General features: G+C 72.9%; 10 protein-coding genes and 1 riboswitch. Of the genes, 1 reads left to right on the top strand and 9 read right to left on the bottom strand.

Translation table 11 applies throughout. The features are described 5' to 3' along the window. Positions 1-24: 24 nt before the first annotated feature. Both P3T41_RS03745 and P3T41_RS03740 read right to left on the bottom strand, forming a co-directional pair. A complete protein-coding gene (locus tag P3T41_RS03745) occupies positions 25-1,044 on the bottom strand; it encodes a ribonucleotide-diphosphate reductase subunit beta (RefSeq protein WP_280687564.1) in 1,020 nt (339 codons plus the stop codon). Continuing rightward, positions 1,041-3,428, bottom strand: coding sequence for a ribonucleoside-diphosphate reductase subunit alpha (locus tag P3T41_RS03740; protein ID WP_280688014.1), 2,388 nt, complete (start codon positions 3,426-3,428; stop codon positions 1,041-1,043). Before P3T41_RS03740 ends, P3T41_RS03745 begins: the two co-directional genes overlap by 4 nt. A gap of 206 nt (positions 3,429-3,634) precedes the next feature. Then, positions 3,635-3,710: riboswitch (cobalamin riboswitch) on the bottom strand. 202 nt (positions 3,711-3,912) lie between these two features. Here P3T41_RS03740 and P3T41_RS03735 point away from each other — a divergent pair. Further along, entirely contained in the window at positions 3,913-5,145 is a 1,233-nt protein-coding gene (locus P3T41_RS03735; protein ID WP_280687562.1) for a cellulase family glycosylhydrolase, read from the top strand. Here P3T41_RS03735 and P3T41_RS03730 read toward each other — a convergent pair. From P3T41_RS03730 to P3T41_RS03700, 7 genes are read right to left on the bottom strand one after another with little or no spacing between them, the layout of a single operon-like run. Continuing rightward, positions 5,115-6,275, bottom strand: coding sequence for a glycosyltransferase family 4 protein (locus P3T41_RS03730; RefSeq protein WP_280687560.1), 1,161 nt, complete (start codon positions 6,273-6,275; stop codon positions 5,115-5,117). The two genes, P3T41_RS03735 and P3T41_RS03730, sit on opposite strands and share 31 nt — an antisense overlap. Next, on the bottom strand, positions 6,275-7,585 hold the full coding sequence (locus P3T41_RS03725) for a polysaccharide pyruvyl transferase family protein (RefSeq protein ID WP_280687558.1): 1,311 nt from the start codon (positions 7,583-7,585) through the stop codon (positions 6,275-6,277). The genes P3T41_RS03730 and P3T41_RS03725 overlap by 1 nt, the downstream gene beginning before the upstream one ends. Next, positions 7,582-8,784 (bottom strand): glycosyltransferase family 4 protein, encoded by a 1,203-nt coding sequence (locus P3T41_RS03720; RefSeq protein ID WP_280687556.1) that lies wholly within the window; start codon positions 8,782-8,784, stop codon positions 7,582-7,584. The genes P3T41_RS03725 and P3T41_RS03720 overlap by 4 nt, the downstream gene beginning before the upstream one ends. Beyond that, positions 8,781-10,073: an oligosaccharide flippase family protein gene (locus tag P3T41_RS03715; RefSeq protein ID WP_280687554.1), complete on the bottom strand. Its 1,293-nt coding sequence runs from the start codon at positions 10,071-10,073 to the stop codon at positions 8,781-8,783. Before P3T41_RS03715 ends, P3T41_RS03720 begins: the two co-directional genes overlap by 4 nt. Next, a complete protein-coding gene (locus tag P3T41_RS03710) occupies positions 10,066-11,277 on the bottom strand; it encodes a glycosyltransferase family 4 protein (protein WP_280687553.1) in 1,212 nt (403 codons plus the stop codon). Before P3T41_RS03710 ends, P3T41_RS03715 begins: the two co-directional genes overlap by 8 nt. Further along, positions 11,274-13,760: a hypothetical protein gene (locus P3T41_RS03705; protein ID WP_280687551.1), complete on the bottom strand. Its 2,487-nt coding sequence runs from the start codon at positions 13,758-13,760 to the stop codon at positions 11,274-11,276. Before P3T41_RS03705 ends, P3T41_RS03710 begins: the two co-directional genes overlap by 4 nt. Next, complete coding sequence (locus P3T41_RS03700; RefSeq protein ID WP_280687550.1) at positions 13,757-14,917, bottom strand: glycosyltransferase family 4 protein; 1,161 nt, start codon at positions 14,915-14,917, stop codon at positions 13,757-13,759. Before P3T41_RS03700 ends, P3T41_RS03705 begins: the two co-directional genes overlap by 4 nt. Between the last annotated feature and the right edge of the window lie 3 nt (positions 14,918-14,920).

Raw genomic sequence — 14,920 nt, 5'->3', positions numbered from 1 at the left:
GTCAGGCGCTGCGGCCCGGGTGGCTCAGAAGTCGTCGTCGAAGGCCACCGAGCCCTCGACGGCCACCTGGTAGGCGGAGACCCGGCGCTCGAAGAAGTTCGTCAGCTCCTGGACGTTCTGCAGCTCCATGAAGCCGAACGGGTTGGTCGAGCCGTAGCGGATCGGCATGCCCAGGCGGGCCAGCCGCTGGTCGGCGACGGCCTCCAGGTACTGGCGCATGGACTCGGTGTTCATGCCCGGCAGGCCCTCGCCGCACAGGTCGCGGGCGAACTGCAGCTCGGCCTCGACGGCCTCCTCCAGCATCGCGGTGACCTGCTCGGCCATCTCGTCGTCGAAGAGGTCGGGCTCCTCCGCGCGGACCGTGTCCACCACCGAGAAGGCGAAGTCCATGTGCATGGACTCGTCGCGGAAGACCCAGTTGGTGCCGGTGGCCAGGCCGTGCAGCAGGCCGCGGCTGCGGAACCAGTACACGTAGGCGAAGGCGCCGTAGAAGAAGAGGCCCTCGACGCAGGCGGCGAAGCAGATCAGGTTGAGCAGGAAGGCCCGGCGGTCCTCCTTGGTCTGCAACGAGTCCAGGTGGTCGACCGCGTTCATGTACTTGAAGCAGAACTGGGCCTTCTGGTGGATGGAGGGGATGTTCTCCACCGCGTCGAAGGCCGCCGCGCGGTCGTCCGGGTCGGGCAGGTAGGTGTCCAGCAGCGTCAGGTAGAACTGGACGTGCACGGCCTCCTCGAACAGCTGCCGGGACAGGTAGAGCCGGGCCTCGGGCGAGTTGATGTGCTTGTAGAGGCTCAGCACCACGTTGTTGGCGACGATCGAGTCCCCGGTGGCGAAGAAGGCGACCAGCCGGCCGATCAGGTGGCGCTCGCCCTCGCTCAGCTTGGCCAGGTCGGCGACGTCGGAGTGCAGGTCCACCTCCTCGACGGTCCAGGTGTTCTTGATCGCGTCGCGGTAGCGGTCGTAGAACGACGGGTAGCGCATCGGACGCAGGGTCAGCTCGAAGCCGGGGTCGAGCAGCATCTTCTCGCGAGCTGGGGTACTCACTGGCAGGCCTCGCAGGACTCGGGGTTCTCCAGGGAGCAGGCGATCGCGTCCTGCTCGGCCTGGCTCATGGTGGGAGCGGGCAGGGGCGCCGCGGTGCGCGCGGCGCCGGAGGCGGCCTGGGCGATCCGGGTGGCCGGGCGCGAACGCAGGTAGTAGGTGGTCTTCAGCCCCACCTTCCAGGCGTAGGCGTACATCGAGCTGAGCTTGCCGATGGTGGGGGCGGCCATGAAGAGGTTCAGCGACTGGCTCTGGTCCAGGTACGGCTGGCGGGCCGCGGCCAGGTCGATCAGTGCGCGCTGCGGCAGCTCCCAGGCGGTGCGGTAGCGCGAGCGCAGCTCGGCCGGCAGCCAGGAGAGCTCCTGCACCGAGCCGTTGGCCTCGCGCAGCGCGTCGCGGGTCTGCTGGTCCCAGACGCCCAGCTCCTTCAACTCGCGCACCAGGTACGGGTTGACCTGGAGGAACTCGCCGGAGAGGGTCTCGCGCTTGAAGAGGTTGGAGACCTGCGGCTCGATGCACTCGTAGACGCCGGCGATCGAGGCGATGGTCGCGGTCGGCGCGATCGCCAGCAGCAGCGAGTTGCGCAGGCCGGTGCGGGCGATGGTGGCGCGCAGCGCCGTCCAGCGCTCGGTCCACTGCGGGGCGGCGCCGGCGAAGTGGTCGATGTGCAGCTGGCCGCGGGCCGCGCGGGTCTCGGCGTAGGCCGGGTGCTGCCCGAACTGCTCGGCCAGCTCGCTGGAGCGCTCGTAGGCGGTCAGCATGATCCGCTCGGCGATCAGCGTGGAGAGCCGCTTGGCCTCGGCGGAGTCGAAGTCCAGGCCGAGCTGGAAGAAGACGTCCTGAAGGCCCATCACGCCCAGACCCACCGGGCGCCAGCGGGAGTTGGAGGTGGCCGCCTCGGTGGTCGGGTAGAAGTTGATGTCCACCACGCGGTCCAGGAAGGTCACGGCGGTGCGCACGGTGGCGTCCAGCCGCTCCCAGTCCATGGCGTCCACGAGGTCGGCCGCGGTGGCGCCGGCGGCCACGTGGGCACCGAGGTTGACCGAGCCCAGGTTGCAGACCGCGGTCTCCGAGTCGTCGGTGACCTCCAGGATCTCGGTGCACAGGTTGGAGGAGTGCACCGTGCGGCCGGGCAGCGCGGTCTGGTTGGCGGCGCGGTTGGCGGCGTCCTTGAAGGTCATCCAGCCGTTGCCGGTCTGCGCCAGGGTGCGCATCATGCGGGCGTACAGGGTCTGCGCGGGGATGGTGCGCACGGCCTTGCCGGCCAGCTCGGCCTTGCGGTACGCCTCGTCGAACTCCGCGCCCCACAGGTCGACCAGCTCGGGCACGTCGGCGGGGGAGAAGAGCGACCAGTCCTCGTTGGCGTTGACCCGGCGCATGAACTCGTCCGGGATCCAGTGCGCCAGGTTGAGGTTGTGGGTGCGGCGGGCCTCCTCGCCGGTGCTGTCCCGCAGTTCGAGGAACTCCTCGATGTCCGCGTGCCAGGTCTCCAGGTAGACGCAGGCCGCGCCCTTGCGGCGGCCGCCCTGGTTGACGGCGGCGACCGAGGAGTCCAGGGTGCGCAGGAACGGCACGATGCCGTTGGACTTGCCGTTGGTGCCGCGGATCAGGCTGCCGCGCGAGCGGATCCGGCTGTAGGACAGGCCGATGCCGCCGGCGTGCTTGGAGAGCCGGGCGATCTGCGCGTACCGGGAGTAGATCGAGTCCAGGTTGTCCAGCGGCGAGTCCAGCAGGTAGCAGCTGGACATCTGCGGGTGCCGGGTACCGGAGTTGAACAGGGTCGGCGAGCTGGTCAGGTACTCCAGACGGCTCATCAGCTTGTACAGCTCGGCCACCTCGGCCACCGACTGCTCGCTGTCGCCCACCGCCAGGCCGCAGGCGACCCGGAGCAGGAAGTGCTGCGGGCGCTCCACCACCTTGCGGGTGATCGGGTGGCGCAGCAGGTAGCGGGACTGCACGGTGCGCAGGCCGAAGTACTCGAAGCGGTCGTCGCCCCGCTCGTCGATCAGCGCGTCCAGCGCGGCGGCGTGCTTGGCCACGAAGGCGGCGGTGGTGTCGCCGATCAGGCCCTCGGCGTGGCCGACGGCGATCGAGGCGGTGAACGAGGTGGCGCCCTGGCCGTTCGCCTCGTCGGCGATCTCCTGGGCGAGCAGCCGGGCGGCCAGCTTCGAGTACTGGGGGTCCTCGGCGATCATCGAGGCGGCGGCGTCCACGGCCAGCCCGCGCAACTCGGCGAAGTCCGAGCCGGCATGACGGCCGCGCAGCGCGGCGGCGGCGACGTGGCCGGGGTCCACCTGGGGGAGGTCGGCGCTTCGGTCGGTGAGCAGCCGGAGCAGCGCGGTACCGGGGTCGGTCTGGGCGGCATCGGCGTTTCCCTGTGAGGGCAGGGCAACTGAGGCAGCGACGGTCAAGGCGCTCTCTCCTGGGGCGGCGGCGGACTGGGGGCGTCCGTGGCCTGCGCGCCGGGCAGGGGAGATGGGCACGCCGAATCGTTCCGGCGCGCGCGTCGTCACCCTGGCCTGCCCGCGAGGCCGGACGGTACAGCTGTGCGTGAAAGGCCTCTGCGGGGAGGCCGGGCGGCACACCGTCGGCAGGTACTCGGACTGGCGGACCACCCGGGGGCAGCCGCTCACCGCTGCGGGGCAGTCCCGGATTCGCACCGGGTTCCCCTGCGTCGACAGCGAGAGTGAGCATACATGTAGTGGTGCCCCCTTCGAGGCACCCCATATGTAGTGTCGTGCACAAGGTGGAGGTGAACACCGGGTGACGCCGAGGAGCTACCCGGCGTGCCCGCCGCGGCCGTTGGAGCGGGCGCGGTGCGGCCCGCCCCGGGAGGCTGCGGACTCATGCCGCCGGTCTAGGCTGTGCGGCATGGTGAAGCACACGGGGAGAAGGCAGCGCCTGCTGGCAGCGGTGGTGGCGTTCATCGTATCGGCGGTCGCGACTGTCCTGGCCGGCACCGCCACCCCGGCCTCACCCTCCGTCCGGGCCACCGCCAAGCCGGCGCCGGACGCCGCCGCCTCGGCGCCGCCGAGCCAGGCGGGGGACCCGGGCAAGCCGCTGCGGATCGGCATCTCCTACGGGGACACGCTCACCTGGAAGGACGACCCGGGCCTGGCCACCGGCCTGGGCGACGCGGTGGACACCGGGGCCAAGTGGGTCCGGGTCGACCTGTCCTGGGACGACATCCAGCCGGACAGCTCGAAGACCTACGAGTGGCAGCGGTTCGACCGGGTGCTCAGCGCCGCCAAGGCCCGCGGGCTGGAGGTGCTGCCCACCATCGGCTACACGCCGAAGTGGGCCCGCAAGGCGGGCTGTACGGACGACAACTCCTGCCCGCCGGCCAACCCGGCCGCGTTCGCCGCCTTCGCCACGGCGGCCGCCAAGCGGTACGCGCCGCAGGGCATCCACACCTGGGAGGTCTGGAACGAGCCGAACATCCCGTTCTGGGCCCCGGCCCCGGACCCGGCCGCGTACACCCAGTTGCTCGCCGACACCAGCAAGGCGCTGCGCGCGGCCGACCCCAAGGCCTACATCCTGCTCGGCGGGCTGGCGGCGGTGAGCACCGGTCAGGACACCGGCTACGTCTCGCAGGGCGACTTCCTCACCGCGGTCTGCAAGCTGGGCGCCAACAAGCTGGTCGACGCGATCAGCTACCACCCGTACACCTATCCCTACCTGCCGAGCGCCAAGACCTCCTTCGGCACCGCGATGGAGGACATCAGCAGCACCCCGGGCAACCTGGTGGCGATCCTGACCACGTACGGCACGCCGAACATGCCGATCTGGATCACCGAGACGGGCGCTGCGACCAACGGCCCCGGTACCGTCACCGACGGGACGAACATCACCCCGCAGACCACCCACGTGACCGAGCAGTACCAGGCCGCGATCGCTTCCGACACCATTCGCGCCGCCGCCGCCAACCCCCATGTGGCGGCCGTCTTCTGGTTCTCCGACCAGGACACCGGGCAGGCCTCCGACAAGCAGCACCGCTCGGAGTTCTACGGACTGCGCCGCTACGACGGCAGCCCCAAGCCGGCGCTGGGCGCCCTGAAGGACGCGATCGGCGCCTACGAGAAGGGGTCGTCGCAGGGCGGCTGAAGGACGGTGCGGAACAGCTCCAGGTAGCGGTCGGTCAGCTCGTCCCAGTCGTAGCGCTCCTTGGCGCGCCGCCGCCCGGCCGCACCGAGCCGGTCGGCGAGCGGGCCGTCGGTCAGCAGCTCGCTCAGTGCGGCGGCCAGTGCTGCCGGGTCGCCGGGCGGCACCAGCAGCCCGTTGTGACGGTCCGTCACCACGTGCGGGATGCCGCCGACCGCCGAACCGACCACCGGGGTGGCGCAGGCCATCGCCTCGACCAGGGCCGTCCCGAAGGACTCCGCCTCGGTCCGGGACGGCAGCGTGAGCACGGCGGCCTCGCGCATCGCCGTCACCAGCGCGGTGCCGCCCAGTTCGCCCTCGGCGACGACCCGGTCGGCGATGCCCAGCCGCTCGGCCAGCGCGAGCAGGTCGGGCAGCGCGTCGCCGCCGCCGACCAGCCGCAGCCGCGCCCCGGGGACGTCGGTGAGCTGGGCGAAGGCGTGCAGCAGGACGTCCACGCCCTTCCAGGCCGAGGAGCGGTCGAGCCGGCCCACGTAGAGCACCACCGGTGCCCTGGTCGAGGCGGCCGGCCCGGGGGTGAACCGGGTGGTGTCCACCCCGGGGGTGATCTGCGTCGCGTGCGGGTGCCCGGCCGCGAGCGAGACCGGGGAGACCGCGACCAGCCTGGTGGCACGCGCGAAGACCCGGGGCAGCAGCAGACGTTCGTACCAGCCGATCAGCCGGTCGGCCACGCCGCTGCCAGGCTCGCCCTTGTGCATCGAACCGGCGTGGTAGGTCAGCACGGTGGGTCGCCGCCCGGCCACCGCGACCGCGAGGTCGCCCAACCCCGGCACCGGCGCGTGGGCGTTGACCAGCTCGGCTCCGGTGCGGCGCAGCCAGCGGCGCAGCTGGAGCGGCCAGAGCGGGCTGAGCGGGGTGTTGGAGAGCCGCAGCCAGGCGGCCAGCCGCACCACCCGCACGCCGTCCTCGATCCGCACGGTGCTGCGCAGGCCGCCCTGGCGGCTGGTCAGCACCACGGGGCACAGGTCGGGGGAGTCGGCCAGGGCGCGGGCGATCCGGGCCGCGTAGTTCTCCACCCCGCCGACCTTCGGCGGGTAGTAGGGCGTCACGACGGCCACGGTCCGGCGGTCCATCACGCCAGCGCCTCCTGGGGTTGGGCCGGCGACCCGGCCGATACCGGGTCGGCGGGCGGCAGTTCGGCACGGAGCAGGTCGACGAAGTCGTCCGCCCGGGCCGCGTAGCGGGGTATCTCGGCGGCCAGGTAGCGCCGGTAGCCGGCGCCCTCGGCGAGCAGCCGGTCGAGCAGCGCGATCAGGGCGTCGGGGTCGGCCTCGGCCATCGGGAGCACCCAGTGCTCCAGACTCAGGTCGGCCATGATGCCGCGGGTCTTGTGGTCGTACTCGATCGCCGCGCACGGGACCTGGGCGATCAGCCCGAAGATCACCGAGTGGAAGCGGGTGCCCAGGATGAAGTCCGCGGCCTGGTAGAGCGCGAAGATCTCGTGGTGGTCCAACTCGCCGTCGTCCAGCACGCGCAACCGTGGGTCGGCCGCCAGTGCGGCGATCCGGGCGTTGACGATCCGGTCGTCGTCGTCCTGGTAGGCGCAGGTGACCTGCGGGGCCAGCACCACGGCGCAGCCCCGGTCGAGCAGGTGGGTGATCGCCGTCGCCATCGCCCGCTCGTACCCGTGCTGGGCCTCGCTGAGCAGGAACTGCCGCGCCGTCACCAGGACCAGCGGGGTGGCCGGTCCGATCGCCAGCGCGGTGCGCCAGTCGCGCCGCGAGCGGCCGCGGAACGCGAAGGCGCTGTCCACGCCGCGCACCACGTTGGTGCCGGGTACCCCGACCTCGGCGAGCCGGTGCACGCTGATCGACTCGCGGGCCACCACGCGGTGGCACGAGGCGAGAGCGTGCCGGACCATCAGCCGCTGTGCCCGGGTGGGGAACGGACCGAAGGACTGCGGTGCCAGGATCACCGGCACCCGGAACCGGCGGGCCAGCCAGAGCGGCAGCACCAGGAAGAAGATGCTCAGGTCGCTGGGCAGGTCGGCCCGCCCGTTGAAGTGGCCGCCGCCCACCCCGAGCACCAGGTCGGCCGCGCCCAGCGCGCGCACCTCGGCCCGGATCTCGGTCGGCAGGATCCCGGCCAGCGCGCGCAGCGCCCATCCGCTGCCGGGCAGGGCGGCGAGCCCGGCCAGTGCGCAGGCGAGCAGCTTGCGGCCGATCCGCCGGGCCCGGGGGACCTCCTCGTCACCCACGTACCGGCGGATCGAGCCCAGGTTGGGGACTCCGTCGAAGCTGGGCCACTGGCGCGGGGACTCGAAGCCGGCGATCTCGATCAGAGCACCGGGGTAGGCCTCGGCGAGCTGGCACAGCAGCACGCTGAGCAGGGCCGCATCGCCTCGGTTGTCGCGCCGGAAGGCATTGACGACCAGGATTCTCATGCGCTGCCTTCCCCTTGTCCTCTCGTCGCGGGCTCGCCCGTGTTGCCGCTGACCTCGTGGTAGTGCCGCTCCAGGGCATCGAGGAACTCCGCGACCCCGTACCGCCCGGCTCGGGCCGCCGAGCCCGCGCCCAGGCCGGCCAGCAGCTCGGGTCGGCCCAGCAGCTGGCCCAGGGCCGAGGCCAGTGCGCCGGGGTCGCCGGGCGGCACCAGCAGGCCGTTGTCCGGCCCGACCAGCTCGGGTAGACCACCGACCGCGCTGGCCACCAGCGGGCGCCCCAACTGCAGCGCCTCCAGTGCCACGGTGGGGAAGTTCTCCGGCCAGAGCGAGGGCAGCACCACCACGGCGGCGGTGCGGATCCGCTCGCGCACCCCGTCCGGTGGCAGCCAGCCGGTGAAGGCCACGCTGCCCTCGGCGACCAGGTCGGCGGCCGCGGCCTGCAGAGCCGCCCGCGCCGATCCGTCGCCCACGATGGTAAGGCGCGCGCCTGGGTGATTCCTGATCAGTTCCCGAAAGGCGTCGAGCAGCACCCGCACGCCCTTGACCGGCTCCAGCCGCCCGACGAAGACCAGCTGCTCGGGGTCGCCGAGCGGGGCCGGCGCCGGGCCGGGCTCGATCCCGTTGGGCAGCACGTGCACCGGTACCCGGCCCACATCGCGCCGCACCGCCTCGGCGAAGTGGCGGCTGGGCGCCAGGACCCGGTCCAGCCGGCGCAGTCGGGGCAGGTAGCCGGGCCGCTGGAGCAGTCGCAGGTAGAGGTAGCGGGCGGTGTCCGCCGGGCTCAGCCGACCGCCGGCGGCGGCGCTCGGCAGGTTCCAGCGCAGCAGCCGCAGGGTCCAGTCCTCGGGGCCGTGCACGGTGAGCAGCCGCGGCACGCCGCGGGTGGCGGAGAGCACCGAGGGACTGAACTCGCCGATGGTGTGCAGGTGTACGCAGTCGGGGCGGAACTCCTCGACGGTCCGCCGCACCTGCTGGTAGCCGCTCCGGTACCAGGCCTTGGCCAGCAGCCGGCGCACCGGGTGGCCGGCGATACCCGGGACCAGTTCGTCGGCGAAGAGCTGTTGGCCGTCGGCCAGCAGGTCGGTGGCGATCACCCGCACCTGGTGGCCGCGTCCGGTCAGGCCCTCGGTGATCAGCCGCACGCTCTTCTCGGCACCGCCCGCCTCGAAACCGAGGTTGACGATCTGCAGGATCCTCACAGCGCCACCGCCTGCGCCGCCGGCTGCGCGGCGCTCTGCCGGGCGCGCCGCCTGCCCAGCAGCGCGACCAGCGCGACCAGTCCGGAGACCAGGTTCCCGGCCGCCCAGGACCAGCCGAGCCAGGGTAGGCCGCGCGGGGCCCAGAGCACCGCGAGGCCGATCGCGACGACCGCGTAGACGGTGTTGCTCAGCACCAGGGCTCCCATCTGCCGGGTCAGCTTGAGCGCGAAGCTGGTCCAGGTGTTCAGTGCCACGGCGAGCGCGGCGAGGGCGAAGACGAGCAGCAACGGCCGGGCCCGGGCGGTGTACTCGCCGCCGAACAGGGCCAGCAGCAGCCCGCCGGCGCCGGCCACCGCCGCCGCGGCCGGCAGCTGGGCGCCCGCCATGATCACGGCGGAGCGGCGCAGCAGGACCTTGATCCGCGCGGGGTCGTTGGAGGCCTCGGCGAAGACCGCCTCGCCGACCGAGAAGGAGACCGCGTTGAGCAGGCTGGCGATCTGGAAGGCCACGTAGTAGTAGCCGGCCGCCGCCTCGCCCAGCCGCTGCAGCACGATCAGCGGGATCGCCAGCTGCGGGGCCAGGTTGAGCAGGCTGGACAGGTAGTTGGCGACCGAGAAGCCCAACTGTTCGCGCAGCCGGGTGCCGCGGGCCCGCAGGTCCAGGCGGAAGCCCAGCTTGCGCCGCATCAGCAGGATCGAGGCGGCCACCGCCACCAGGTAGCCGCCGCCGGTCGAGCCGAAGATGCCGAAGACCCCGAACCCGGTCAGCGCGATCGGCAGCGCGAGCTTGGCCAGCCCCTGCAGCAGGCCGTCCACCAGCACGTTGTACTGCGGCAGTCGGGCGCTGATGAAGACCGAGTCGGTCAGCAGGTTGATCGCGGAGCAGACGCAGAAGAGCACGAAGACCACGGCCTGGACCAGGTGTTCGCGCACGAAGAGCAGCTTCGGGCCGTACAGCGGCAGCCCCAGCAGGTAGCCGGTGCCGACGACGGCGGCGACCAGTGCGACCAGCGCGATCGACTGGCTGACCTGGGCGTTGCGGGCTTCGGGCGGGGCCGGGAACCGGATCAGCGTGCTGTTCAGGCCGAACAGGCTCAGGTACGAGATCAGCGAGGTCGCCGAGATCAGCGAGGTGGCCAGGCCCACCTGGGAGGGCGAGTAGAGGCGGGCCACCAGCACCCAGAAGACGAAGCCGAGCGCGGCGGTGGTGACCGTCGCGGAGAGCAGGAAGAACGAGCTGCGGTACACCTGGTCCGGCGGCCGGGCGTGCTTGCCCCGGTGTTTAGCCACGGCCGGCCTGGTCCTGGCTGCCCGGGTGCTGGTCGTCGGGGTGCTGGTCGTCGGGGTGCTGCTCGTCGGGGTGGGGGCCGTCCTGGTAGTGGGTCAGCAGCCGCTCGGCATGCTGAGGCCAGCCGAAGGCCGCGGCCGCGTGCTCGCGGGACCAGCGGCCCATCCGGGCGCGCAGCTGCTCGTCCGCGGCCAGCTCGGCGAGCGCGGCGCGCAGCGCGTCCCGCTGCCGGGGCAGCAGCCGCACCTGCGTGCGGTCCAGCTCGTACGGCGCGTAGCCGGGGTCGTCGGTGGTGAGGACCGGCAGCCCGGAGGCCATCGCCTCCTGCACGGTGAGCGGGAAGCCCTCGGCGGTGGACGGCAGCGCGAAGACGTCGCAGGCGCGGTAGGCCTCGGCCAGCGCCTCGGGTGCCAGGGTGCCCAGGTGGTGCACGCCGGCCCGGCCGCGCAGCGCGGCGGCGTCGCCGTCCCCCGCGAAGACCAATTGGTAGCCCGCCGCCGGGTCGTGCGCGTCGAGCAGCAGCTGGTACCCCTTCTTCGGGACCAGCCGCCCGGCGAAGAGCACCAGCACCCCCTCGGCGGGCAGGCCGAACCGGGCCCGGGCGGCGGCCTGTTCGGCGGCCGAGCCGACCGGGCGGAACAGCGCGGTGTCCACGCCGTTCGGCAGGTGCCCGACCCGTTCGGGCCGCGCGCCGTAGCCGCGGACGAAGTCTGCCACCGAGGCGTTCAGGGTCAGCACCCGCCGGGCCCGGCGCAGCAGTGCCCGCCCTGCCACCGCGTACACCACCCGCTGCACGCCGCGGACCAGCGGCGAGGGGTGCTCGACCAGGGCGACGTGCTGGGTCAGCAGGTGCGGCGTGCGGGTCAGCGCGGCGGCCGCTCCGGCGGCCCAGCTGGTCAGGTAGAGGCAGTCGTGCAGGTGGACGACGTCCGCCCAGCGGGCCCAGCGCAGCGCGGCGCTCAGCAAGGCGGGGGAGAGCACCGGGAAGGGCACCCCGGCCCGCTGCTCGATGCCGTTCCAGGCGGCCACCCGGACCACCCGCACGCCGTCCGCCGTGCCGACCTCGGCGCGCTCGCCGCTGGTCAGCACGGTGACCTCGACGCCCCGCGCGGCCAGGTGCAGCGCTTCCTGGCGGACCACGTTCTCGATCCCGCCCAGGTGCGGCGGGTAGTAGTGGCTGACCAGCAGAACCCGGTACGGCCTCATTTGTAGATCTCCGCCCCTTCGCTGCTGTAGATCTCGTTCTTGGTGGAGTCGAGCAGGCCCTTCGGGTAGCGGTAGGTGACCAGGTCGCCCTGGTAGGAGAAGGTCACCTCGCCGCTGCGGACCGTGGTGCTGCCCAACAGGACGTACGGATTGGTGCCCAGCTCGGTCGGGAAGACGTCGCCGATCGCCGGACCGGTGATCAGGGTCTGCAGCCGCCCGAAGGTGTAGGACTCGGCCTGGACCACCGGCACCGGCTTCTGGTCGGCGATGTCCTGCTCCAGCCGGTAGGCGGCCAGCCGCTCCTCGGTGGTCGGGTAGTAGATGTCGTAGTACTGGCCCGCGTTGTTGAGCTGCAGCTGCGCCGGATAGCCGCCGAGCAGCTGCGGCACCACGCCGGTCAGGTCCAGGAAGAGCCCGAGGACCAGGGCGCAGGCGATCGGTACCGCCCGCCGTCCGGCGAACCGGACCACCCAGAGCGTGCCGGCCGCGATGAACGGGGCGAAGAAGAACAGGCCCTGCTGGAAGGCGCGCAGCACGCTGTAGTCGACCGAGAGTTGCGGGACCACGGTGAGCAGGGCGATCACCCCGAGCGCGCCGGCCGTCAGGGTGACCTGGTCGCGCAGCGGCCGAAATCCCCGGCGCCGGGCCCGCAGCGTCACCACCACCCCGAGCAGCAGGAGGAGTTGGAGCAGCGTGGCGGCGCCCTGGCGCAGCATCCCGTTCAGGCCGACCACGTCGAGGCCGGTGGCCTTCAACGCCTGCCCTGCCCAGGTCAGCGGCAGGTTCGGCGGCGCGATGGCGGTGACCGGGTAGGCCTCGACGGTCTTCAGCGGCAGGTAGGCGCCGGCCGCCCGCTGCTGCGCGGTCTGCGTGATCGTCTGCTGCTGGTAGGCGGTCAGCCGCTGCTGCGGGCTGACCTGGTTGCCGCCGAAGAGGCTGTACCGGGTGTCCGATGAGCCGCTCTTGCCGCCGCCGCCCCCGAGGTGGGTGAGCTGCTGGTAGGCGGCGCTCAGGGTGTTGTGCAGCTGGCCGCTGGTGTGGGTCACCGGGCCGGCCCAGAGCAGCGCCGCCGCGGCGGGCAGCAGCACCATCCACCAGGTGATGAAGGACCTGGCGTGCGGCCCGCCCACGATCCGGGGCCGTCGGCGCCGCCCGCGCCGCTCGGCCAGCCGGCTGATCAGCCGCCAGAGCAGGTCGGTGCCGACCGCGATGCCGAGGACCGCGACCACCACGTAGGTGGTCGAGTAGTGCGACAGCACGATGCCGCCGAGCAGCACGCAGAAGGCGATCCGGCGGGCGCGCAGCGGGCGTCCGGCGTCGGTGAGCACCAGCAGCGCGCAGCCGAGCAGGACGAAGGCGACCTCCTGGCGGCCGAGGAAGGTCATGTCGGTGAAGAAGGTCGGGAACGCCATGAAGTACAGCGCCGACAGCAGGGCCACCAGCTGCGGCGCGACGTTGCGCACCGAGCGGAAGACCATCACCGGGGTCAGCGCGAAGAGCACCGGCAGCACGAACTTGAAGACGTAGATGTCCTGGATCGAGGTCAGGCGCACCACGCTGACCGGTAGCAGGGTGATGCTCAGACAGGCGTTGTAGGCGTCCGGGTAGGTGGAGACGTTCCACAGCGAGCCGCCCAGGGTGAGCCGGAAGTACTCGTACTCGCGCTGGATGTCGTGCCCGGTCAGGTACCAGCCGCGCAGCGAGTTCAGCAGCAGCAGGCCGGTTGCGGCGACGAACAGGCCGCTCTGCAGCACCGCCGGCGAATAGCGCCGGCGGCGGAGCAGCAGCAGGAGCAGCAGGGCCGCGATGGCGACCAGGGCGAGCACGCTGACGGTGCCGCGGTGGCCGTTGTTGAGCCGGATCGGCCCGGCGACGGAGAGCAGCAGGGTGAGCGCGCCCAGACCCGCCACCGGGAGCAGGCCGGGTGGCCGTCGTCCGATCGGCAACGCGGCCAGCCGCTCGACGAGTCGGCGTGGCGGCGCCTGGGCCCGTGGCTCCTCGGGCAGCACGGTGCCGAGCACGATCAGCACCAGCGTGGTGGCGCCGGTCAGCGCGGTGCGGGTGAGCGGGTGGGCGTCGCCGAACCGGGGGAGCAGCGTATTGACGCCGAGGGCGGTGACCAGGTCGGTGATGACCGCCAGGCCGACGGCGAGCAGCAGGTTCGCGTCGCGTCCGGAGACCGCCTTGGCTGCCGTTCCGCGCCAGAGCGTGGTCGGGGCGCCGAAGAGCAGCCACAACCCGGCCAGGGTGCGGAGCAGTCCGGGCGTGCCGGGCAGCTGCTCGAGCACGCAGGCGAGTCCGACGGAGAGCAGCAGGGCTTGGCGGCCGCGCAGCAGCTCGCTCGGCGGGCCGCCGAGCCGGCCGGTCAGCGGGCTCGGCAGCGCGCGGCGCCGGCTGCCGGAGCGGGTGGGCGTGCTCCGTCCGCTCGGGGTGCCCGTGGCGGGCGGCGCGGACTTCGCGGCGCGGGTGCCGAGGGCGCTCATCCGGCCGCCCCGGTCGGCGCTGTGCTGGTCGGTGTCGCGATGCCGAAGACCGCGTCGTAGATCTGCTCGACCCGCTCGGCCACCGCAGCCCAGGAGTACCGCCGCGCCGTCTCGGCGCTGCGCTCGGCCAACTGCGCCCGCAGCTCGGCATCGCCGGCCAGCCGGTCGATCGCGGCGGCCAGTGCGGCCGGCTCCGGGGCGGCCAGCAGGCCGACGCCGCGCACCAGTTCCGCGCTCCCGGGCACTTCGGTGGCCAGCACCGGCAGCGCCGCGGCCATCGCCTCCAGCACGGCCAGCGGCATGCCCTCCTTGTCGGAGGGCAGCACGAAGGCGTCCGCCCGGGCGTAGGCGTCCAGCAACTCGGCGCCGAGCAGCCCGCCGGCGAACTCCACCCGCTCGCCCAGCCCTAGCCGGGCCGCCTGCTCGACCAGCTGCCCGCGCAACTCGCCGTCCCCGACGACGCGCAGCCGCACTGGCTCGCGCACCAGGCTCAGCGCGGTCAGCAGCCGGGCGACGTTCTTCTGCGCGCCCAGCCGCCCGACGAAGAGCAGCCGCAGCGGCTCGCCGTGCTCCGCGCGGGAGGCCGGGCGGGAGGCCGGGCGGGGGGCCATGAAGTACTCCTCGCCCACCCCGTTGGGCACGACGAAGATCCGCTCGGCGGGGACCCGGTAGGTCGCGCGGACGAACTCGCCCTGGGCCTCGGTCAGTACCGCCACCGCGGCCGCGCCACGCAGCACCCGGCCGAAGAGGTGCTTCTTGTAGAGCGGCAGCAACCGGCCGAGCGGCCCCGAGGCATCGACGTCCAGGTGGAAGTGGAGCAGGTAGCGCTGCCCGCGCAGCCGGGCGGTCAGCGCGACCAGCTCCGGCAGCAAGGCGTGCGCGCAGTGCAGGTGCAGCACGGCTGAGCGGGGTGCGCGCAGCAGGGAACCGGGCAGGCCGGGGGCCAGCGGGGTGTGCGCCAGCTCGAGGGCGCGGTGCCGGCGGACCGTCACGCCGTCCGCCGTGGCGAGCCGCCCGGAGCCGCCCGCCCCGAGCGTGGTGGTGACCACCCGCACCCGGTGCCGCGGTGCCAGCTCGTGCGCCAGGTGCTGCACCACGCGCTCCAACCCGCCCAGGTGGGGCGGGTAGTAGGGGGTGACCTGCAGGATCGTGCGCATCAG

It is taken from the genome of Kitasatospora sp. GAS204B (assembly GCF_029892155.1).
In the GTDB taxonomy this organism is placed as follows: Bacteria; Actinomycetota; Actinomycetes; order Streptomycetales; family Streptomycetaceae; genus Kitasatospora.
The sequence above is the reverse complement of the archived record's forward strand: the minus strand, read 5'-3'. Positions and strand labels throughout refer to the sequence as shown.